Below are 21,113 nucleotides of genomic sequence, written 5' to 3' on the forward strand. Positions count from 1 at the left end.
ATGGCCCAGTTCACGGTCAATGCCGCCCGCCTGGACCCGTACAAGAACTTCAAGTTCCGGGTGAAGTGGGACAACCGCTATGTCGCCGGGATCAGCAAGGTCAGCGCGCTCAAGCGCACCACCGAGGTGGTCGAGCACCGCGACGGCGGCGACCACTCCAGTGCCCGCAAGTCACCGGGCCGGACCAAGTACGAGCCGATCACCCTGGAGCGCGGGGTCACCCACGACCCGGAGTTCGAGGCGTGGGCGAACAAGGTGTGGAACTACGCCAACGCCCAGGCGGCGCCGGACCAGCGGGACCGCGAGGTCTCCCTGGCCGGGTTCCGCAAGGACCTGGTGATCGAGGTCTACAACGAGGCGGGCCAGAAGGTGCTGGCCTACCAGGTGTTCCGTTGCTGGGTGTCGGAGTACCAGGCGCTGCCAGACCTCGACGCCAACGCCAACGCGGTCGCCATCCAGCAGCTGAAGCTGGAGAACGAGGGCTGGCTGCGCGAAGCGAGCGTCACCGAGCCCGGTGAGCCCAGCTTCTGACGGTTCGTCAAAGACTTTACGGGGAGGGTCGGGTGCCGGGGATGAGCACGGTGAGCGCCGCCGAGTTGCTGGACGCCTGGGAGGCGGGCTGGGGCCGCGATCCGCTGCGGCGCGGCCTGGCTCTGCTCGGTGTCGCCCGGGGCACCACACCGGCCGCCGCCGCGGACGTGCCCGTGGGCCGGCGGGACCGGGGCCTGTTCGCCTTGCGCGCGGCGCTGTTCGGCACCGCGGTGGACGCGGTGTCCCGCTGTCCCGAATGCGAGACGGAGGTCGAAGTCGCCTTCGACCAGGAAGAGTTGCTGGGCCGGCTGGGGCAGGCGGACCCGGAGGCCTGCGACGCGGTGACCGTGCGGGAGGGCGACCGTGAGATCCGGGTGCGTATGCCCACGAGCACGGATCTGGCCGCCGTCCTCGACACCGGCGACCCGGCTCCCGAGGAGGCGCTCGTACGCCGCTGCGCTCCCGTCGGGGAACCGGCTCCGGCCGCCGACGTGGTCGCCGAGGCCTGGGTGGCGGCCGACCCGCTGGTCGACGTGCGGCTCGGGGTCGGCTGCCCTGGCTGCGGCCTGGCCTGGGAGGAGCCCTTCGACATCGTCGGATACCTGTGGGCGGAGCTGGACGCCTGGGGCCGGCGGACCCTGCTGGAGGTGCACGAGCTGGCGCGTGCGTACGGGTGGACGCAGGCGCAGACCCTGGCGTTGAGCCCGTGGCGCCGCCAGTGCTATCTGGGGCTGGTGGGCACATGACCGGCCCGCTGGCACGCCTCGTCGACCGCAGCCGCTCCCCCGTGGCCGGTCTGCGTCCGCGCCCCGCCTCCCGCTACGAGCAGCGCTCCCCGGCGGCCGGCCCACCGGTCCTCGAAGGTGGCCTCGAGGACGTGGGGCCCCGTCCGGTCACCGGACCGCCCACGGCCGCGGAACCCGCCGCGCACCGGGACGCCTCCGCGGTACGGGTACCGGGCCCCACCGAGTCCGCGGCACACCGGCACGACCCCGCGGTGCCCGCCACCCGCGTCATCGAGCCCGCCGACCACGGACCCTCCGTCACCGGGCTCTCCGTCACCGAGACCGTCGCGACCAAGCCCTCCTCGACCGATGCCGACCTCCTGGGCCCCGACCTGACCACCCGCGCCCTGTCCGCCGTACCGGCCCTGCCCGTCGTACGAGAGGACGCACCCGCGCGCGGGGACGGGACACCGCAGCCCCTGCCCCTGCTCCTCCCGGTCCGCGTCGAGGCCCCCGTGCCTCCCGCGGACTCCTTGCGGACCACACCCGAGCTGGGCCGTCCTGCTGCGGATCCGCGGACAAACCTCGTGCGGAACCCTGCGGACGAGGGACCGCCACCCGTCCCACCACCCCCTCGCGACAACGTCCGGAACACGCCCGTCGTCCTGGAGCGCCCGCTCCTGTACCCGCACGCCCGGCCGCCCGCTCTCGCGACCGACGCTCCGCCGTCCACCGCCCCGGAGGCGGAACCGGCGGTCGTGGTCGAGGTGTCCATCGGGCGGTTGGACGTACGTACGCCCCCCTCCCCCGCGCCCCCTCAGACGCCGGCCCGGCCGCCCGCGGCGCTGCGGGCCGACCACGCCAGGGCGCTGGAGAACTATCTGCGCCGCCGCGCCGAGGGGGAACTGGGATGAGCAACTCCCTTGCCCTCGCGGCCGTGACCGCCACCCTGCGCGCTCGGCTCTTCTCCCGGCTCGGCGGCCCCCAGGTCACCGTCGCCCCGCCCAACAAGGCGCCCGACGCGGCGAGCGGCGACCATGTGAACCTCTTCCTGTACCGGGCCGATCTCAACCCGGCCTTCCGCAACGCCGATCCGCCCGGCTGGCAGCCCGGCGAGTCACCGAAACCCGTGCTGCCGCTGGTGCTGCACTATCTGCTCGCCGCATACAGCAACGACGAGGGCAAAGCGCACGAACTGCTTGGCGCCGCGATGCTGGCGCTGCACGACGCCCCGGTCCTGTCGGGGGACGAGATCCGGGCGGCGACGGCGACGGCCCTGCCCGGCAGCGATCTGCATCTACAGCCCGAGCGCGTGAAGATCACTCAGGAGACGCTGAGCCAGGACGACATCGCCAAGATGTGGACGGCGTTCGGGACACCGTTCCGGATGTCGTCCGCGTACCAGGTGACCGCCGTCCTCATCGACAGCGCATTGCCCGGTGCCGCGCCGATGCCCGTGCTGCGCCGAGGGGCCGACGGCCGCGGACCGCTCGCCCGGCCCGGTACCGGCTCGCCCGCGCTGCTGGGGATCCGGTACGCCGCCGCCGGGCAGGTCGGCGCCCTGCCGGGCGAGCAGGTCGCGCTACTGGTGGAGAACCTGCCGGCCGTCGCCCTGACCGCGCGGCTGCGGCATCTGCGCGTGACACAGAGCGTGAACGTGCCCCTGGCGACCCCCGCCACCGGGGCCTCCGAGGTGGCGCTCACGCTGCCCGCCACGGGGCTCCCCGCCGGGCTCTGGGCGGTGGACCTCGGACCCGCGGCGGGCGGTTCCGTGCGGACCAACGAACTCGCTCTGGGCGTCACACCGGCGGTCACCGCGCTCGCGGCCGCGGCGGCGGGCGGTACACCGGTGCGGACGAAGGTGACCGTGACGGCCGCGCAGCCGGTGCTCCCCGGGCAGCAGGCCGCGGTCCTGGTCGGCGCCCGGCAACTGGCCGTGGGACTGCTCACCGCGGCCGCCAAACCGGTCTCGGTCACCGCCGTCCTGCCGTCCGGAAAGACCCGGGTGCGGCTGCGGGTGGACGGCGTCGACAGCGAGATCGTCGACCGGGCACACGGCACGTTCCGGACCGGGCCGACAGTGGAGGTGACGATCCCGTGAGCCTCGGCGTCCCGGCCGACCTCCGCTGGGAGGAGGCCAACAACCGTTATCTGAAGGCCTCGTTGACCTGGCTGCGGGCTCGGCTGGAGGCGGTGGCCCACAGCGACCGGGCCTCCGACGCCCCGGACACGAAGGACGCCCCTCCCCAGACCGGCAGCGCGCGCCGGAGGCGGCGGGGGCGAACGCCCGAACTACCACCCGCGGCCGTGGACCTACCGGACGGCGGCCCAGGCGGGTCACGGCGAGGACGAGCCCCGGAGCCGCTGACCGCCGTACCCGACGCGGGCGACCTCGACGCACTCGCCACCACACGGCAGGACGCCGCCGCCCCCTCGGACCTCGCGCCGCCCGCGCTGGTGCGGCTCGCGGAGCGGTTCGGGCTGACCGACTTCGAGCGCGACGTGCTCCTGCTGGTCGTGGCGCCCGCGGTCGACCCCGGTGTCGGCGCCGCGATCGCCGCCGCACACGGCGACCCGCAGGCCACCGCTCCGACGTTCGCACTGGCCCTACGGCTCTTCGACGACGCCCGCTGGGACGTGCTGTCGCCGCTACGGCCGCTGCGCCGCTGGCGGCTCGCCGAGGTCGTGCCCGCACCCGCGGGACCGCTGCTCACGGCGCCGCTGCGCCCTGACGACCGGATCGCCAACCTGGTGCGCGGCCTCAACCACCTCGACGAACGGCTCACCTCGGTACTCGAACCGGTCGCCGACCCGGCCGCCGGCGTCGCCTCGCCCGCCTCGGTCCGACGCGCCGAGGACGCGGTGGTGGCGGCCGTGCTCGCCGACACGCCCGACGGCCGGTTCCCCGTCGTCCACCTCGTCGGCTCCGACGCCGACAGTGCCGTACTCGTGGCGGTACGGGCGTTCGCACGGCTCGAACGCGAGCTGTACCGGCTGCGGACGGGGCTGCTGGTGCGGGGCGGGCAAGGCCAACAAGACCCTGACACGGTGGCCCTGCTGTGGCACCGGGAGAGTCTGCTGATGCCGGTCGCGCTGCTCCTGGACGGCACCGACGCCGACCCGGACGACCCGGCCCTGGTCGCGGCCGTACGGCGCCTGCTGTCCCGCAGCGGCGGGCCCGTCGTGCTGGCCGCGCGTCAGGTGTCGCCAGTGGACGGGCGGTCCACGGCGGTCGTCGACGTCGATGTGCCGCCGCCCGACGAGCAGCGCGCGCTGTGGGCGGCCGCCACCGGCCTGGAGCCCGCCGGGGCGCCGGCCGAGCTGGCGGGGCAGTTCCGCCTGGGCCTGCCCGCACTGCACCGGGTGGCCACCGCCCACCGGCCCGAGGGCCTCTCCGCCGAAGACGGCGGGGACCGGTTGTGGGGCGGCCTGCCGGGACGCCGCCCGGCCTCGCCTGGAGTCGCTGGCGCAGCGCATCGTGCCCCGCGCTCACTGGGCGGACCTGGTGCTGCCGGAGCAGCAGACGGAGGTGCTGCGGCGGATGGCCGGTCATGTGCGGCACGGCGCCACCGTGTTTGGGGACTGGGGCTTCGGTGAGCGGACGAACCGGGGACAGGGCGTGACCGCGCTGTTCTCCGGTCCGAGCGGCACCGGCAAGACGTTCGCCTCCGAGGTGCTCGCCCATGAACTCGGGCTGGATCTCTACCGCGTCGACCTGTCCGCCGTGGTGAACAAGTACGTCGGGGAGACCGAGAAGAATCTGCGCCAGGTGTTCGACGCGGCCGAGTCCGGCGGCTCGCTGCTGCTGTTCGACGAGGCCGACGCACTGTTCGGGCGGCGCAGTGATGTGCAGGACAGTCACGACCGGTACGCGAACATCGAGGTCAGCTATCTCCTGCAGCGCATGGAGGCCTACCGCGGAGTCGCCGTGCTGGCCACCAATCTGCGGGCGGCGTTGGATCCCGCGTTCCTGCGAAGGCTGCGGTTCGTCGTGGAGTTCCCGGTGCCCGGCGCGGAGGAACGGCGGCTGCTGTGGGCGGCGGCCTTCCCGGACTCGGTGCCGCTCGCCGACGACCTCGACCTCGGCCGGCTGGCCGACCTGCCGACGACCGGCGCGGCCATCCAGGCGATCGCGCTCGGCGCCGCCTTCCTCGCCGCGGCCTGCGGACGGCCCGTCGACACCGCGATGCTCCTGACGGCGGCTCACGCGGAGTTCCGGAAACTGGACCTGCCCCTGCCGGTGCTCGCCGGGGAGGCGCCATGACGGTACGGCGGATCGCGGTGCGCATCGACCGGGTGGTACTCGACGCGGGCGTGGCCGAGGGCCGTTCGGCGGCCGAGATCGCCGAGGTGCTGGGCGCGGCGCTGCGGCAGGGGCTCGTGGTACGGCAGGGTGGCGTGGCACCCAACAGCGCCCGCACCTCCCTCGAACGACTGCGGGTGACGACCGAGCACGGCGGGCTCGATGCCGTCGCCCGGGCGGCGTCGGAGGCGGTCGGGCGAGCGGTGGCGGACGCGGCGGGCTCCTGGCCCGCGGTTACAGGCGCTTCCGCCCACGGCACCGCGCGGGGCGGTGACCCGCGATGACCTCGTCCTTCCTCCCCGGCACCCCGGTCGTCCCCCGTGGCGCGATCGTGCTGCTGGACCCCGCCACCGGAGCCGTCCTGCGGGTGATCGCCCTGCAGTACAACCCCGACACGCTCACCCGCACCCTGCAGCCGCAGGGCGTCGGCGCGGAGGCCGGGGAGCGCAGTGAAGCCCTGCGGCTCAAGGGGCCCGCGCTCGAGACGGTGAAGGTGGATGTCGAGCTGAACGCCACCGACCAACTGGAGGACCCCTCCGGTGCGGACGCGGACTCCGTGGCGCGGCACGGTCTGCTGCCGGTGCTGGCCGCGCTGGACCTGCTGGTCAATCCGACGGCGCGGGCGCTGCTGGACCAGGACGCCGCGGCCCGCTCGGGGGCGTTCGAGATCGCGCCCGTGGAGGCGCCGCTGACGGTCTTCGTGTGGAGCCGGGACCGGGTGGTGCCGGTGCGGATCACGGAGTTCACGGTCACGGAGGAGGCGTTCGACTCCCAGCTGCACCCGATCCGGGCGAAGGTCTCCCTCGGCCTGCGCATCCTCACCGTCGACGACCTGGGCTTCGGCCACCGCGGCGGCGCCCTGTTCCTCGCCCATCAGCGGCGCCGCGAGCAGCTCGCGGCCCTGCACCGCTCGGCCCGCCCGGCCACGGCGGTCCTCGGCACGCCACCGGGAGGCGGCTGATGTTCACCCCCGCGAGCCGCTACCACGGCGTCGAGGTCGCCCGGTACGAGCCGCCGGACGGCGGCGACCCGATTCCGTACGTCCGCCGCAGGCTGCTGCCCGACCCCGCCGGCCTCACACCGGCCGGGTTCCACACCGTGTCCGAGGGCGACCGGCTGGACCGGATCGCCGCGGCCGCGTTCGGGGACCCGGAGCTGTTCTGGCGGATCGCGGACGCCAACCCCGTACTGGATCCGCCCGAGTTGACCGACCGCCCCGGCCGCCGGCTCCTGATCGCCCTGTCCGCCGCGGCCGCCGGGAGCACCCATGGCTTCTGAGATGCTGCTGGCCCTGCGGCTCGGCCCGGTGCTCGCCGAGCCCGTGCCGCGCGAGGTCGCCGACGCCCTGCTGTCGGTCCAGGTCACCGAGGGAGTCGGCCGCTCCGGCGGCTTCCAGCTGGAGTTCGCGACCGCCAAACGGTCCCTGCTGTTCGCCGAGTTGCTGCCGCAGGGCGCCCTGGACCCGCCCGCGCGGGCGCAGATCGTCCTGACCGTGCTCGGGAGGTCGACCGTGCTGATGGACGGTGTCGTCACCCGCCACGAGGTCGCCCCGTCCGCCGAACCGGGCCAGGCGAAGCTGACCCTCACCGGCGAGGACGTCTCCCGGATGATGGACGTGGTCGACTTCAGCGGCGTCAAGTACCCCGGCCTGCCCCCGGAGGAACGGGTCGCGGTGATCGTCGCCAAGTACACGGCGTACGGGCTGGTCCCGGCGATCGTGCCGAGTGTGTTCATGGTGGCGCCCAATCCGCTCCAGGCGGTGCCCAGTCACCAGGGCACCGACCTCGCCTACGTCAGACAGCTGGCCGCGCAGGCCGGTTACCAGTTCTTCGTGGCGCCCGGGCCCCTGCCGGGCGTGAACATCGCCCACTGGGAACCGCCCAACAAGCTGGGCCTGCCGCAGGAGCCGCTGCTGGTGAACTGCGACGCGGCGAGCAACGTCGAGAGCCTCTCGTTCTCCTTCGACGGCTTCTCCGCCACCCAGTACGTCGTGCTGATCCAGAACCCGGAGACCAAGTTCCCCGTCCCGGTGCCCGTCCCCGACGTCAGTCCGCTCTCCCCGCCCATGGGCCGTCGCCGTCCGCTGCCGCTGAAGGTGCAACCGATCCACGGCCTTGCCAAACTGACCCCGCCGCAGGCCGCGGGAGTGGCCCTCGCCCGGGCCGCGGACAGCTTCGAGGTCATCTCCGGGCAGGGCAGCCTCGACGTGCTGCGCTACGGGCAGCCGTTGCGCGCCCGGCGTCCGGTACCGGTACACGGCGCGGGCGCGGCGTACGACGGGACGTACTACGTCAGAAGCGTCACGCACTCCATCAAACGCGGCGCCTACACCCAGCAGTTCACCCTGACCCGCAACGCCTTCGGGCCGCTGTGAGCCGGACGACCGAGGACACCGCGCGAGGAGACCAGACGTCATGACGAACATGGACGACATCGGCTACGTGGAGTCGCCGGGCTTCTTCAGCCCCGCGCAGCGCGAGGACGCCGAGCCGCCGGGCGCGCGGCGCTTCTACGGCAAGTACCGGGGCTCGGTGGTCAACAACGTCGATCCGCTGGGCACGGGCCGACTGCTGGTGAGCGTGCCGGACGTGTTCGGGCTGTTCCCGACCAGCTGGGCGATGCCGTGCGTGCCACTCGGCGGGCTGCAGTCCGGGATGTTCGTGAGGCCGCCCCAACAGGCCGGGGTGTGGGTGGAGTTCGAGGGCGGTAACCCCGACCACCCGATCTGGACGGGCTTCTTCTGGGGCGGCCGCGCCGAGACCCCGGCCACGGCCGGCACGCTCGTCCCCGGCTCCCCGGTCTTCCTCGTGGAGACCTCGGGCAAGAGCAAGATCGCCGTCAGCGACTCGCCCGTCACGCCGATGAAGGGCGGCGGGGTACTGCTGCAGTCGCCGTCCGCGTCGATCACCGTGGACAGCGCGGGCGTGACCATCACGGCGGCCAACATCAGCCTGAACGGCCTGGTCGACATCAACAACGGCGCGCTCGTCGTGAAGACGGCGTGAGGAGTCCGCCATGCCGGGATTCGCCCTCACCACCGCCGCCGCGCTGACCTGCGCCCACCAGGGCCAACTCACCCTGACACCCGGTCAGCAGCAGGTGCTGGCCGGGGGCGCGCCGGTGGTGACGACGGCCGACGTGAACGTGGTCGCTCCTTCCTGTGTCCTGTCCTCGTCGACGCCGCCGACGCCCTGTGTGAAGGTCGACTTCTCCCTGGCCGCCTCGACCCGCGTCTTCGTGCAGGGCCGCCCCCTCGTGGTACAGCCCGCCGGACCGGGCACGGGGCTGGGGCTGTCCGCCGCCCAGGTGTCGCAGGGGCCACCCGTGGTGTCGACCGTCCAGCAGCGGGTGGTGGCCGCGTGAGCGCGCACCCGGACTACGCGAGGACGCATCTGGACTTCCCCTTCCACGTCGACGCGCGTGGCCGGTCGGCCGGCACGAGCGACGAGGGCCATGTCCGTGACCTGATCGAGCAGTTGCTATTCACCGTGCCGGGCGAGCGCGTGAACCGGCCGGACTTCGGTTCCGGGGTGCTGCAGTTGGTGTTCGCGCCGGGCGGCCAGGAGCTGGCCGGTGCGGTGGAGTACTCCCTCCAGGCCTCGCTGCAGCGCTGGTTGACCGATGTGATCCAGGTCGAGCGGGTCGAGGTGGAGGCCGAGGAGGCGGAGCTGCGGATCACCGTCGGCTATGTGCTGCTCGCGACGGGCGAGCCGGGCACGGCCGTGGTGGAACGGGGGACGGGACCATGACCGGCGTACCCGATACGCGCCCTTGTCTGCCGGGTGAGCGGGCGGACCGGACCCGGGAGAGCGGGCTCGGCGCGGTCGTCGCCGTGGATGTCGACGCGCCCGGCCGCACCCTGCGTGTGCTGCTCCTCGGCGCGGCGCCCGATCCAGTGCCCGGTGCCGAGTGCGTCCGGATCGAGGGGCCGGGACGCGCGGTGCGCGCCGTGTCCGTACGGGTGGAGGGCTCGCCGCCGCCGACCCGGCGGGCCACGCTGCTCGTCACCGTGGACCGTCTCGGCGACCGCTCCCCGTACACGCTCCGCCTGGTCGATCCAGACCGGCCCGGCGCCCCGTTCCCCGGCTTCGATCCGCGGCACAGCGGCGCGGAGTTCACCTTCACCGCCGACTGCGCCGAGGAGGCCGACTGTGCTGCTGTGGCCGACTCCCCGGTACCGGCCACGCCCGTGCCCGCCCTGGACTACCTGGTCAAGGACTACGCGAGCTTCCGCCGCCTGATCCTCGACCGGCTCTCCCTCGTCTCGCCCGCCTGGGCCGACCGGGAGGTCCCGGACCTCGGCATCACCCTCGTCGAGCTCCTCGCCTACGTCGGCGACCAGCTCTCCTACCGGCAGGACGCGGTCGCGACCGAGGCGTACCTGCACACCGCGCGCCTGCGCACCTCGGTCCGACGCCATCTGCGGCTGGTCGACCACCGTCTGCACGAGGGCTGCAACGCCCGTACCTGGGTGCATCTGGCGGCCGAGGAGCCCGCGGTGCTGCGCGCCGGGACGTACTGGTTCGCCACCGCGCTGCCCGGCGTCCGCCCGCTCGTCTCCGAGGCCCAACTGCGCGGCGCCACCACATACTTCGAGCGGTATGAGCCCGTGGTCGCCGCCGATCTGGTGCTGCGCCCGGCGCACAACGAGATCCGGCTGTGGACGTGGGACGGCGAGGAGTGCCGCCTGCCCGCCGGGACGACGTCCGCGACCCTGGTCGACCCGGGCACCGGCAAGGAGCGCGAGCTGGAGCTGGCGCCCGGCGACGTCCTGGTCCTGGAGGAGGTACGCGGCCCGGTCACCGGCGTTCCCGGCGACGCCGACCCGCGCCACCGGCAGGCGGTGCGGCTGACGGACGTGGAGGAGATCACGGACCCGGTGCGCGGGCAGCGGCTGCTGCGCGTGGTCTGGGCCGAGGAGGACGCGTTGGCCTTCCCGCTGTGCCTGGCCACCGTGGGCGGCGAGCGGTGCTGTCTGTTCGAGGACGTCAGTGTGGCCCGCGGCAACATCGTGCTGGTCGACCAGGGCAGCAGCGGCACGCCTCCCCTCCGTCTCACCGCGCCCACCACGGCCACGGGCCCGGCGTCCTGCGATGACCTGGGCCGACCTCGGCCGCGGACCGAGGCGCCCCTGCGATGGCTGCCCCGCCTGGACACCGGTCCGCTCACCCGGCGCTCGCCCCACCCCGACCCGGCGCGCACGGCGGCCGCGCAGGTGCGGGCGCTGGAGGGGATCCCCGCGCGGGCGGCGGAGGCCGTCGCGGACATGTACCGGCGGGCGAGCGCTCCGCCAACGGATGCCGACCTCGCCCTGGCCCGCACCCTGTGGGGTGCGCGGGCGGTGGCCGACGCCGGGCTGGAGACGGCGCGCGACGCCGCGCAGCGGAGGGCGGCGCTCACCCTGCTGCGCGCCCGATCGGCCGCCCTGCTGGCCCGACGCACCGCACGCCTGACCCGGCTCGCCGCACGCGCCCGCGCCGGCGTCCCCCTCGACACCGACACCGCCGCCGAAGTGGCCGCGGGCTGGGGCCCCGTCCTGGCCGCCGGGCTCGACCCGGGCGACCCACGCGTCGCGGGGCCGGCATCGGCCGCGCTCGTCCAGGATCCGCGGGCCGCGCTCCCCCAGTTGACGTTGACGTCGGCGGGCGAGCACTGGGAGGTGCGGGCCGACCTGCTCGACAGCGACAGCGACGACCCGCACGTCGTGGTCGAGGCCGAGGACGACGGCACGGCCCGACTGCGGTTCGGCGACGGGCAGTTGGGGCGGGCGGTGACCGGCGGGCAGGAGTTCCTGGCCGCCGTGCGCGTCGGCAACGGGCCTGCGGGCATCGCCGGTTCGGGCACGGTGGTGCATGTGGTGGTGAGCGCGCCGACCGACGCACGCGTCACCGCCGTACGCAATCCGCTGCCCGCCACGGGTGGTACGGCGCCCGAACCTGTCGCCGACGCACGGCTGTTCGGCCCTACGCAGTACCGGCACCGGCTGGAGCGGGCGGTCACCGCCGACGACTACAGCGCGCTGGCGGGCGAGCCGGCCGGGGTGCAGCGGGCGGCCACCGACCTTGCGTGGAACGGGAGTTGGTACGAGGCGGACGTGGCGGTCGACGCGCTGGGCCGTGTCGATCCCCCGGCGGCGCTGCTGGACGCCGTGCGCGACCGTCTCGAACGTGGTCGGCGGATCGGGCACGACCTGCGGGTGGACGCGCCGCGCACGGTCGCCGTGGAGGTACGGCTGCAGCTGTGCCTCGCGCCGGACGCGCGCCGGGCCGCCGTGGAGCGGGCGGTACGCGCCCGGCTCGGCAACGGAGTCGGGGGCCTGTTCCACCCCGACCGGCTGACCTTCGACAGCGACCTGTACCCGGGCCGGCTGGTCGCCGAGGCGATGGCGGTGCCGGGCGTGGTGGCGGCCGCGGTGGAGCGGCTGGGCCGCGCCGAGGCGCCTCTGCCGCTCGTGCCGGACGACGGGGTGCTGGCCTTCGGGCCGCTGGAGATCCCGGCGGGCGGCGCGGATCCCTCGGGCCCCGGCGCCGGGGTGTTGTGGATCGATCTGGCGGGAGGACGGTGAACGCCCATGTGCGCCACGGGTGAGGGCAGTTGCTGCTGCACGACCGGGGCCGGGACCCCGCTGCCGACGGACAACCCGCCCGGCGCCGCGCGGTTGCGCGCCCGGGCCGGCACCCACGCCACGTTCCTCGCGTCGATGACCAGGGCCCTGTCCGGCTCCGCGCACCCCGAACTGGCCGAGCTCAGCACCCGGGACCCCGCCGACCCCGCGCTGGCCCTGCTGGACGCGTGGGCCTGCGTCGGTGACGTCCTGACCTTCTATCAGGAGCGCATCGCCGACGAGGGCTACCTCGGGACCGCCACCGAACGCCGGTCGCTGGTGGAGCTGGGCCGCCTGGTCGGGTACCGGCCGCGGCCGGGCCTGGCGGCGGACGGGTGGCTCGCCTACACCCTGGATCCGGACCCGGCCGACGTGGAGGTCACGGTCCCCGCCGGGTCGCAGGTGCAGAGCGTGCCGGATCCGGGGGCACAGCCCGTGGTGTTCGAGACGGCGGAGGATCTGGTGGCGCGGCCTTCGTGGGGCGCGCTTCGGGTGCGGACTCGGCGGCCGATGCCGATGACACGCGAGTGCGCGCTGGGACTGCGGGTCGTGTACGTGGACGGGGTGAGCGCGGGGGTCGCCCCGAACGACCGGCTGCTGTTCCACTTCGACGACGGCAAGCTGCCCACGTTGCGGATCGTGGAGTCCGTTCACGCCGACGCCCTGGCGGGCACGACAGCCGTCGCTCTGGTGCGGATCTCCGACAAGTTCGAGAAGGCGTGCCGGGAGACCGTCGGGAGGACGGGGAGGGCCGCGTTCGTACGGCTCGACGTGCTGCGGGTCAGGGCGGCGCCGTTCGGTACCGCCGCGCCGCAGAAACTGAAGTCCACCGGCGAGGTGGGAGCCACCGCCGCGGCGGTCCCGGAGTTCGAGGAATGGCCGTTGGACCCCGCCCTCTACACAGTGGGGACGAAACCCGAGGAGGAAAGGCGCCGGCTCTGGCTGGACGGGGACCATCCGCGGATCCTGCGGGGCAGCTGGATCGTCATCGAGTCGGCTGACGGCTGGGGGACGCCGTTCCAGGCCACCGACGTCCGCAGCCGCGGCCTCGCGCACTACGGCATCACGGGCAAGGTCACCGTCCTCGACCTGCCGACGACGTGGTACGACAACCCGGCTGACGGCACCCCGTTGCTGAGCCTGCACAGGGGCCTCACCGTCCACGCCCAGGCCGAGCCCCTCACCCTCGCCGACGGCCCCTTCACCGACGGGCTCACGGGATCCGCCGTCGACCTGGACCGGGTGATCACCGCCCCGCCCCCGTCCCGCACCGTCCTCATCAGCGGCGCCCCCGTCGACGGCGGCGCGCCCGCCGGCGAGGTCGCCCACGTCCTGGCCACCCACACGGTCACCGACCCCAACCGGCCGGGGGCGACCCCGTACACCGTCCTCGAACTGGCCGCCGGGCTGCGCCACACCTACCGCCGCGACACGGTCACCGTGTGGGGCAACGCCGTACGCGCCACCCACGGCGAGACCAGGGAGGAGCCGGCGCTCGGCAGCGGCGACGCGTCCCGGCCGGGCCAGACCTTTACCCTGGCCGCGCATCCGCTCACCCACGTGGCGGCCCCCGCTGCCGACGGAGGACAGGCCGAACTCACCGTCAGGGTCGGCGAGTCGGCGTGGTCCGAGACGGACGAGATCGCCCACGCCGCCCCCGCCGAGCACGCCTACGAACTCCGTGCGGACGACACCGGCACCGCCACCGTCACCTTCGGGGACGGCCGTCGCGGGTCCCGGCTGCCCACCGGCACGGCCAACATCGCCGCCCGCTACCGGGTCGGCCTCGGGCGCGCGGGCAACCTGCGGGCCGGGCAGTTGAGCCAGTTGCGCGCCAAGCCCCTCGGGATCGACGCCGTCGTCAATCCGCTGTCCACCGGCGGCGGCACCGACGCCGACACCGACGCCGCGCTGCGCGGCCGGGCGCCGCTGCCGACGCTGGCCATGGACCGCCTCGTCGGCCTGCGTGACTACGCCGACTTCACGCTGGCCCGGGCCGGTATCGGCCGGGCGGCCGCCGCCCGGCTGACCGTCGGCGGCCGCGAACTCGTGCACGTCACCGTGGCCGGTGTCGACGACGCCGAACTCGACCCGGACACGGCCGTCGTCACCTCCCTGCTGGCCGCGTTCCGCCGCTACGGCGACCCGGGCGTGCCGGCCGCCGTCGCGCCCCGCACCCGTTGGAACCTCGTCCTCCAGGCCCGGATCGGCATCGCCCCCGACCGTTCCGCCGTCCTGCTGGAGCCGCGCGTCCGGGCGGAGTTCGAGCGTGTCTTCGCCTTCGGCGCACGGGAGTTGGGCCGGAGCGCGTACGTGGCGGAGGCCGTGGCCGCGCTTCAGGGGGTGCCGGGGGTGGTCTTCGTGGACGTACGGCGTTTCGGTGCGACTCTCGGGACGACACCCGCCGACGCGGCCGAGGTCACGGGGGTCGCGCAGCGTGTCCTGGCGCGGCCGGCCCGCGTCGAGTTCGGAGCAGCGCCGCCGACGGAGGTCGTCCGTCCCGCGGATCTCGTCGTCGCCGCACCGGGCCTCCCTGGCTTCGTCGTACTGAACCTGGAGGTGGCCCGATGAGCAGCCCGCCCCCCGACCGCCTCTACGACCTGCTGCCCGCGGTCCACCGCGGCCGCGACGAGGAACAGGGCTTCCCGCTGCGGGCGTTGCTGCGGATCGTCGAGGAGCAGGTCCGGGTGATCGAGGAGGACCTGGACACCTGGTACGCCAACTGGTTCGTGGAGACGTGCGAGGACTGGGTGGTGCCGTACATCGGCGCCCTGGTCGGCACCCGCCCCCCGCCGCCGGGCAGTTCACCCGGAGCGGTCCGCGCGCTGTCGCCGCGCCAGGACGTGGCGGACGCGGTGGCGAACCGGCGTCGCAAGGGCGGTGCGGCGGCGCTGGAGGCGGTCGCCCTGGACAGTTCCGGCTGGCCCGCCCGGGCCGTCGAGCTGTACCGGCACCTGGTGCGCGCCCAGCACGCACGGCATGTGCGGCTCGACCGCCCCGCCACCTTCGCCGTGCGCGACCCGCTGGCCTGCGCCCGGCTCGGCGGCCCCTTCGACGACGCGCCGCACCTGGTCGACGTACGGCGGCCGAACAGCACGCAGACCCGTGGGCTGCACGGCATCCCGAGTCTGGCCCTGTTCGTCTGGCGGCTGCGGGCCTTCCCGGTGACCCGGGCGCCGGCGTTCTGCATCGACCAGCGCTACAGCCGCTATCTCGTCAACGTCCTCGGTATCGACACCCGGTTGTTCGCCCCGGCACCGCAAGGCCCGGCGCCCGCACGGGTGTCGGGCCCCGGCGACGTACCGCATCCGCTGGGGCGGGAGGAGTTCGAGGCCGCCGTCACCGAGTACTACGGCCCAGGCAGAAGCCTGGAGATCTGGCGGGACTCCCCCGACAACCCGGTACCGGCGGAACAGATCATCGTCGCCGACCTCACCGACTGGCGCTATCGGCCGCGGCCGGGGCAGGTCGTGGTCGACCCGGTGCTCGGCCGGATCGCCTTCCCGGCGGACGAGGCGCCGGAGGACGGGGTGTGGGTGAGCTGGCACTACGGTTTCGCCGACGCGATGGGCGGTGGCGCGTACCGACGCCCGCAGACCCCGGTCGGCGAACGCAAGCTGTACGCGGTGGGCGGCGAGGACGACTTGGGCTCGATCACGGCCGCGCTGCGGCAGTGGCGGGCGGACAAGGCAGCGGATCCGTCCCTTCATGACGCGCTGATCGAGATCCGCGACTCGGCCGACTACACGGAGGCCCTGCGGATCGACCTGGACGAGGACGACCGGCTCGAGATACGCGCCGCACGTGGTGAACGCCCGGTCGTCCGCCTGCTCAACCAGAAGGCCAACCGCTTCGACGCGCTCACCGTACGGGCCACCGCGAAGAAGCCGCCGCCCGGCACGGTCGCCGACTGCCCGCCGCCGGCCACCCGCCGCCCGCAACTGGTCCTGGACGGTCTGGTGGTGAGCGGCCGCAGCCTTGACGTGGTCGGCCAGATCGGCGAAGTGCTGGTCCGCCACTGCACGTTGGTCCCCGGCTGGGAGTTGGACCACGATTGCCGCCCCCGCTGGGGCGAGGAACCGTCCGTCGAACTGCGCCGCACCACAGCCCGCCTACGCGTGGAGCATTCAATAGTCGGCACGATCGTGGTGGACCAGGACGAGACGAAGGGCAACCCGCTGACCGTCGAGATCCTGGACTCGATCGTCGACGCCACGTCCCACGACCTGCCCGCCGTGACAGCCCCCGAGGACCGTTTCGCCCACGCCGAGTTGACCCTGCGCCGCTGCACGGTCCTGGGCGACGTGCGCGTCCACGCCCTCCCCCTCGGCGAGAACAGCATCGTCACGGGCTGCCTGCACACCCTCCGCCGCGACACGGGCTGTCTGCGCTACTCGTACGCCCCGGTCTCGCACCCTGGCCCGCCCCGCTACCGCTGCGCCACGGACCCCGCCCGTCCGCACTTCACCAGCACCCGCTACGGCCACCCCGGCTACTGCCAACTCCACACCGCCTGCGACCCGTTGATCTCCACGGGCGCCGAGGACGGCGCCGAGCTGGGCGCCTTCCACGACCTGTACCAGCCCCAAAGCCTGAGCAACCTCGTCGGCCATCTCGCCGAGTACGTGCCGCTCGGCGTCGAGGCAGCCGTCATCACCGCCACCTAGGGGGACGCCGTGCACGGTGACTTCTCGAACATCACGTTCTCGCCCGACCGTAGCTATTCGACCGTGTTCGACCTCCAGGGACGGGTGGGGCTGGACGCCAACCGGAACGAACAGACAGCCATCCTGCTGCACTACCTACGGACGGCGATGGCCGACCTGGTCGGGCCCTACGCCGGCCCCGCCACCAGCCTGGGCTTCGAGATCTCCGACATCGGCACCGGCGGATTCTCCATCGGGGCGGGCCGCTACTACGTGGACGGCATCCTCGTCGAGAACCCCGCCAAGGTGACCTACGCCGAGCAGCCGCACGCCTACATCGACCTCGACGACGCCGACCGACTGCCGTCGGGCAGTTACGTCGTCTACCTCAAGGTCTGGGAACGCCACGTCACCGAGGTCGAGGACCCCTCGCTCCACGAACCCGCGCTCGGCCTGCACCAGCCCGACTCGGCGAGCCGCGCCCAGGTGGTGTGGCAGGTCCGGGCACTGCCGCTCAAGAGCCGGCAGAACCCCGTGCACCGGATCGCCGCCGAGCACGCACCGGACCGGGGCACGGGCGTCCTCGACGTCCGCACCTCCCGCGACGACAGCTCGGCCGACGATCCCTGCACGGCGTCGCCTGACGCGTCGTACACCGGCGAGAACCAGCTCTACCGGGTGGAGATCCGGCGCGGCGGTACGGCGGCCGACGGCGCGACGTTCGCGTGGTCCCGGGACAACGGCTCGGTGATCCACCCCGTCCGCCCTCTCGGCGGCACCAAGATGCGGCTGACGTCACCGGCCCGGGACCGGCACACCGCTCTGGAGCCCGGCCACTGGGTCGAGGTGGTCGACGACGCGATCTCGCTCCGCCGCGACCTCGGCCTGCCCGCCGGGGCACCCCCGCTCCACCGGATCGACGACATCGACCCCGACACCCTGACGGTCATCCTCGCCACCACCCCCGACCCACCCGTCTCCCCCGACCGCCACCCCTACCTCCGCCGCTGGGACCACACCCCCCTCGACACCGACTCGGGCGGCGCGATCCCGATCACGGAAGGCCCCTGGATCCCCCTGGAACACGGCATCGAAATCCACTTCCAGCCCTCCGCGGCACGGGAGCCGGCCCACGAGTACCGCTGCGGCGACCACTGGACCTTCGCCGCCCGCCGGACTCTCGGCACGGCCATCTGGCCGTATCCGGGTGGGAGTGGGCCGCATGGGGTGCGGTATCACTTGGCGCCGCTGGCGGTGGTGGCGGGGAGCAAGGTGAGTCCGCTGCGGACGTCGTTCGCGGTGCCGTTGACGTCGGGCGTGTAAGTGCCCCTATGTCCTCTGAAGGAAGGCCCTTCGATGATTCGCGCGCTGATCGACAGAGGCCGGACGGGCCATGATGCGGCTGCTGTTCTCCACAGCCGAGGCCACCCCCTTGATGCCGGGATCAGGCAGACCATGGAGATGGCCTTCGGTCATGACTTCAGCCAGGTGCGTGTGCACTCCGATCCGCAGGCTCACGCCCTGACCCGGCGGATGAACGCCAGGGCTCTCACCCTGGGCGACCACATCGCGCTGGGCCAGGACTGGTACAGCCCCGATTCAGCGGACGAGCTCCGGGCTCTGGCGCACGAACTCGCGCACGTCGTTCAGCAACGATCCGGCTGTGCGGAACCGCCAGCCCCTTCTCCCCATACGGAAACCGAGCATGAGGCTGTCGCGGCCGCCGACACCGTGATGGGCGGCGGAGCCGCCCGGGTACGCGGGCGCACCGGGATCGGTGTCGCCCGGCAGGCCGTCGAGTCCGACCCTTCCGACCTGTCCGACACGCAACTCGAACAGGAGTGGCTCCTGGCCGCGGCATGGCTGGTCGACCACTCCATGCTCGAGAGTGACTACTTCACGGTGGCGAAGTATGTGAAATCCCTCGAGGACGCGATGCGGGGACGCGCGGGAGGCGCACACCGGGCTCAGTCCGAGGGGACGCTGCCGTTGGAGCCGCTGCGGCCCAGCATCCTTCAGGTCCCTCTCCGGTCGCCCGTCGGTGCGGCAGGCTCCAGCGGAGCCGTTCCCGCCGCCCCGCGACCGGTAGTCGCCACGCCCCTCGACATACCGGCTGAGGGGGTCGACATGCCCTGGGTCGGCCGCGGGAAAGGCATCTCGTCCAGCGAGCTCGGTTACCTGCGAGACTCGAAGTACTTCTGGCCCCGGTTCCAGCAGAGCTACGGTTCCGCCATCAGCCTGGCCAACGCACAGCTCATCGCGTCGGGCCAGGCTCCCCGCGTCGATGCCACCTGGATCGAGCATTTCCCGGGCCATGCCGCCTATGTGAACGACACTCTGGAACACCATCACGTCGGCCAGGGGTCTCGTGCCGTTCCGCTGCCGAGCCGTCTGCACGACGCCTACACGGTGTTTCACCCGCAGCGCCGTGTGGTGAGCACACCGCAGGGAGGCCTGCGACCGATACCCCCACCACGCTCTCACGCCGACGCCCAGACCAATCTGAACAGCCATGTGGAGGCCGGTCGTATCAGCGGCCCGGGGATCGACCCGACGAAGCCGCCCACTGTTCCGGCCGTCCCACCGGCCTCAGAAGTAGCCGGACAACGAGCCACACCGCCGGCGGCCGTCCCCCGGATGTTCGGAGGGGGCCGGATACGGGGGCTCGTCGGCGGAACGATACTGGGCGGCCTCCAGCTGCTCGCCGGATATCTGTCCGCCAAGCTCCAAGACCACTTCGACCAGCAGCGCTGGGAACGGGAACGGGAGACCATTCAGGCACAGGTCGAACGAGAGCTCGACGGGATGTCCTTGGAGATCACCGACCGCTACCTGGACGCTCCTGGCAGGGAGGTATTCGCCGTCGTCGCGATCACCTCCACGGCACTCCGCACGGTGCAGGTCTACGCTACGGGCATACAAAGTGAAGTCGTGGACCAGACCGTGTACTTGGGCAGCAAGCTCGCGTCTGTGGAACTCGGCTCCGCGGCCCGGAGTGAGCGGCATGAAGAGGTACGGCAGATAGCGGCCCCGCTCAATCTGGGTTTCCCGACCACGACGTACACCACCACGACCTTGTACTCATTCGCAGTGCCGAGCCCGGACCTCATCGCCTTGCGTTGGCGGGCCTTGGAACGACTTCGCGACCTCGATCTGCAGGCACCCGCGTCACAGACTGCTCAGGCCGCTGCCGCGGTCCAGGAGGAACGAACCCGCCTGTCCGCCTGGCTGCGCCCCTCCGCCGACTAGCGCCCGGGACGGCGGCAGTGAACGGCCGACAGCATCACGTCGCGCCTGACGGCGGATTCGGACGGTCGTGGGCACAGGCGTCCAACCACTCGTGTACGACCCCCAGGACCGCGTCGCGCCCGACCAGCACCATGGTTTCACCTGGGGTATGCACGTCGACTGCCTGGATGACGCGGGCGCGCAGCGTGGGCGAAGCGGGCTCGAACCACACAGTGATCAGCAGCACGGCGGTGGGAGTCTCCGGTGTTTCGCTCATGCCGGTCCGCTCGTCGGAGGATGCGCATGGGCCGACACTGGCACGGTCCTGTCACACGCCCGTCAGTCACGGATCAACGCGCAGGCCGGAAGCATCGAAGTGAAGCCCAGAGAAGGGGCGATACCGAGTTCGATGCGGAGAAGGTCCTTGAACGCCCGGTAATGCCGAATCGCCTCCAGCACATTGTGCTCGGCCAGGTGTACCGCGACCACAGCTCGGTGGGCGCTCTCCCGCAAGGGTTCGATCCTGACGCTCTCCAATGCGGCCTCCAGAGCGAGGGCGTGGTGCCCCTCCGCCAAGAGTCGGTGGGCCAGGGAGTCCAGCGCATGCAAACGGAGCTGACGAAGACGTTCGCGTTCGAAGAGCACCCAGTCCTCGTCCCAGCCGGGGAGGAGGTCGCCAGCGAAGAGCAGGTCCCGGGGCGGTGCGGGTGCCGGGGGTGATGTGCCGACCACGTGCAGGGCCGAGTTCATCAGGGTCCGGGCGTCCACGGTGACCGACTCGGCCAGTGCGAGGGTGTCGCCCTCGCTGCACACCAGCGGCTCCCTCCCCCGGTGCAGCCGCCAGAGCGCCGTACGCAAGCTCCCGTGCGCCCGTTCCTCCGGCACGTCCGGCCACAGTGTCCCCGCGACCACCGTGCGGGTGCCGTGGTGGCGCATGCCGAGGTAGGCGAGGAGGCGTTGGGCCGCGGTGCCGACGTCGAGCGTGGTGGGGCCGTAGGTCAGGGTGAAGCGGCCCAGTAGGCACAGTCTGGGCGCGAACGTGTCGGCAGTGCTCATGGCGCCTCCCCCGACGCATC

General features: G+C 73.1%; 20 protein-coding genes. 18 read left to right on the forward strand and 2 right to left on the reverse strand.

The features are described from left to right. From SAVERM_RS02410 to SAVERM_RS02490, 18 genes are read left to right on the forward strand one after another with little or no spacing between them, the layout of a single operon-like run. Window positions 1-531: a phage tail protein gene (locus SAVERM_RS02410; protein WP_010981818.1), complete on the forward strand. Its 531-nt coding sequence runs from the start codon at window positions 1-3 to the stop codon at window positions 529-531. A gap of 41 nt (window positions 532-572) precedes the next feature. Continuing rightward, a complete protein-coding gene (locus SAVERM_RS02415) occupies window positions 573-1,277 on the forward strand; it encodes a hypothetical protein (RefSeq protein WP_037651899.1) in 705 nt (234 codons plus the stop codon). After that, the gene (locus SAVERM_RS02420) at window positions 1,274-2,170 is read left to right on the forward strand and encodes a hypothetical protein (RefSeq protein WP_010981820.1); all 897 of its coding nucleotides are present in this window, start codon (window positions 1,274-1,276) and stop codon (window positions 2,168-2,170) included. Before SAVERM_RS02415 ends, SAVERM_RS02420 begins: the two co-directional genes overlap by 4 nt. Further along, window positions 2,167-3,357, forward strand: coding sequence for a Pvc16 family protein (locus SAVERM_RS02425; RefSeq protein WP_010981821.1), 1,191 nt, complete (start codon window positions 2,167-2,169; stop codon window positions 3,355-3,357). Before SAVERM_RS02420 ends, SAVERM_RS02425 begins: the two co-directional genes overlap by 4 nt. Further along, complete coding sequence (locus tag SAVERM_RS44235) at window positions 3,354-4,853, forward strand: hypothetical protein (protein WP_010981822.1); 1,500 nt, start codon at window positions 3,354-3,356, stop codon at window positions 4,851-4,853. The genes SAVERM_RS02425 and SAVERM_RS44235 overlap by 4 nt, the downstream gene beginning before the upstream one ends. Next, the gene (locus SAVERM_RS39345; RefSeq protein WP_237528699.1) at window positions 4,798-5,520 is read left to right on the forward strand and encodes an ATP-binding protein; all 723 of its coding nucleotides are present in this window, start codon (window positions 4,798-4,800) and stop codon (window positions 5,518-5,520) included. The genes SAVERM_RS44235 and SAVERM_RS39345 overlap by 56 nt, the downstream gene beginning before the upstream one ends. Then, entirely contained in the window at window positions 5,517-5,843 is a 327-nt protein-coding gene (locus SAVERM_RS02435) for a hypothetical protein (RefSeq protein ID WP_037651895.1), read from the forward strand. The genes SAVERM_RS39345 and SAVERM_RS02435 overlap by 4 nt, the downstream gene beginning before the upstream one ends. Then, complete coding sequence (locus tag SAVERM_RS02440; protein ID WP_010981824.1) at window positions 5,840-6,520, forward strand: hypothetical protein; 681 nt, start codon at window positions 5,840-5,842, stop codon at window positions 6,518-6,520. Before SAVERM_RS02435 ends, SAVERM_RS02440 begins: the two co-directional genes overlap by 4 nt. Then, window positions 6,520-6,837: a LysM peptidoglycan-binding domain-containing protein gene (locus SAVERM_RS02445; RefSeq protein ID WP_010981825.1), complete on the forward strand. Its 318-nt coding sequence runs from the start codon at window positions 6,520-6,522 to the stop codon at window positions 6,835-6,837. The genes SAVERM_RS02440 and SAVERM_RS02445 overlap by 1 nt, the downstream gene beginning before the upstream one ends. Continuing rightward, a complete protein-coding gene (locus SAVERM_RS02450) occupies window positions 6,827-7,933 on the forward strand; it encodes an ATP-binding cassette domain-containing protein (protein ID WP_010981826.1) in 1,107 nt (368 codons plus the stop codon). The genes SAVERM_RS02445 and SAVERM_RS02450 overlap by 11 nt, the downstream gene beginning before the upstream one ends. A 40-nt stretch (window positions 7,934-7,973) precedes the next feature. Then, complete coding sequence (locus SAVERM_RS02455; protein WP_010981827.1) at window positions 7,974-8,564, forward strand: phage baseplate assembly protein V; 591 nt, start codon at window positions 7,974-7,976, stop codon at window positions 8,562-8,564. Window positions 8,565-8,574: 10 nt separating this feature from the next. Further along, the gene (locus tag SAVERM_RS02460) at window positions 8,575-8,922 is read left to right on the forward strand and encodes a hypothetical protein (protein ID WP_010981828.1); all 348 of its coding nucleotides are present in this window, start codon (window positions 8,575-8,577) and stop codon (window positions 8,920-8,922) included. Then, on the forward strand, window positions 8,919-9,308 hold the full coding sequence (locus SAVERM_RS02465) for a GPW/gp25 family protein (RefSeq protein ID WP_010981829.1): 390 nt from the start codon (window positions 8,919-8,921) through the stop codon (window positions 9,306-9,308). The genes SAVERM_RS02460 and SAVERM_RS02465 overlap by 4 nt, the downstream gene beginning before the upstream one ends. Beyond that, window positions 9,305-12,124, forward strand: coding sequence for a putative baseplate assembly protein (locus SAVERM_RS02470; protein WP_010981830.1), 2,820 nt, complete (start codon window positions 9,305-9,307; stop codon window positions 12,122-12,124). The genes SAVERM_RS02465 and SAVERM_RS02470 overlap by 4 nt, the downstream gene beginning before the upstream one ends. Window positions 12,125-12,130: 6 nt before the next feature. After that, window positions 12,131-14,734 (forward strand): putative baseplate assembly protein, encoded by a 2,604-nt coding sequence (locus SAVERM_RS02475; RefSeq protein ID WP_010981831.1) that lies wholly within the window; start codon window positions 12,131-12,133, stop codon window positions 14,732-14,734. Continuing rightward, window positions 14,731-16,830: a hypothetical protein gene (locus SAVERM_RS02480; RefSeq protein ID WP_010981832.1), complete on the forward strand. Its 2,100-nt coding sequence runs from the start codon at window positions 14,731-14,733 to the stop codon at window positions 16,828-16,830. Before SAVERM_RS02475 ends, SAVERM_RS02480 begins: the two co-directional genes overlap by 4 nt. Window positions 16,831-16,839: 9 nt before the next feature. Beyond that, window positions 16,840-18,132 (forward strand): DUF6519 domain-containing protein, encoded by a 1,293-nt coding sequence (locus SAVERM_RS02485; RefSeq protein ID WP_010981833.1) that lies wholly within the window; start codon window positions 16,840-16,842, stop codon window positions 18,130-18,132. Between the two features lie 33 nt (window positions 18,133-18,165). Further along, entirely contained in the window at window positions 18,166-20,058 is a 1,893-nt protein-coding gene (locus tag SAVERM_RS02490) for an eCIS core domain-containing protein (protein ID WP_010981834.1), read from the forward strand. Between the two features lie 34 nt (window positions 20,059-20,092). Here SAVERM_RS02490 and SAVERM_RS02495 read toward each other — a convergent pair whose 3' ends face one another. Together SAVERM_RS02495 and SAVERM_RS02500 are read right to left on the reverse strand one after the other, a co-directional pair. Then, the gene (locus SAVERM_RS02495; RefSeq protein WP_010981835.1) at window positions 20,093-20,314 is read right to left on the reverse strand and encodes a hypothetical protein; all 222 of its coding nucleotides are present in this window, start codon (window positions 20,312-20,314) and stop codon (window positions 20,093-20,095) included. A 62-nt stretch (window positions 20,315-20,376) separates the two neighbouring features. Continuing rightward, on the reverse strand, window positions 20,377-21,093 hold the full coding sequence (locus SAVERM_RS02500) for an AfsR/SARP family transcriptional regulator (RefSeq protein ID WP_010981836.1): 717 nt from the start codon (window positions 21,091-21,093) through the stop codon (window positions 20,377-20,379). Window positions 21,094-21,113 lie beyond the last annotated feature (20 nt).

Origin of the sequence: Streptomyces avermitilis MA-4680 = NBRC 14893, assembly GCF_000009765.2 — a bacterium.
Classification (GTDB): domain Bacteria; phylum Actinomycetota; class Actinomycetes; order Streptomycetales; family Streptomycetaceae; genus Streptomyces; species Streptomyces avermitilis.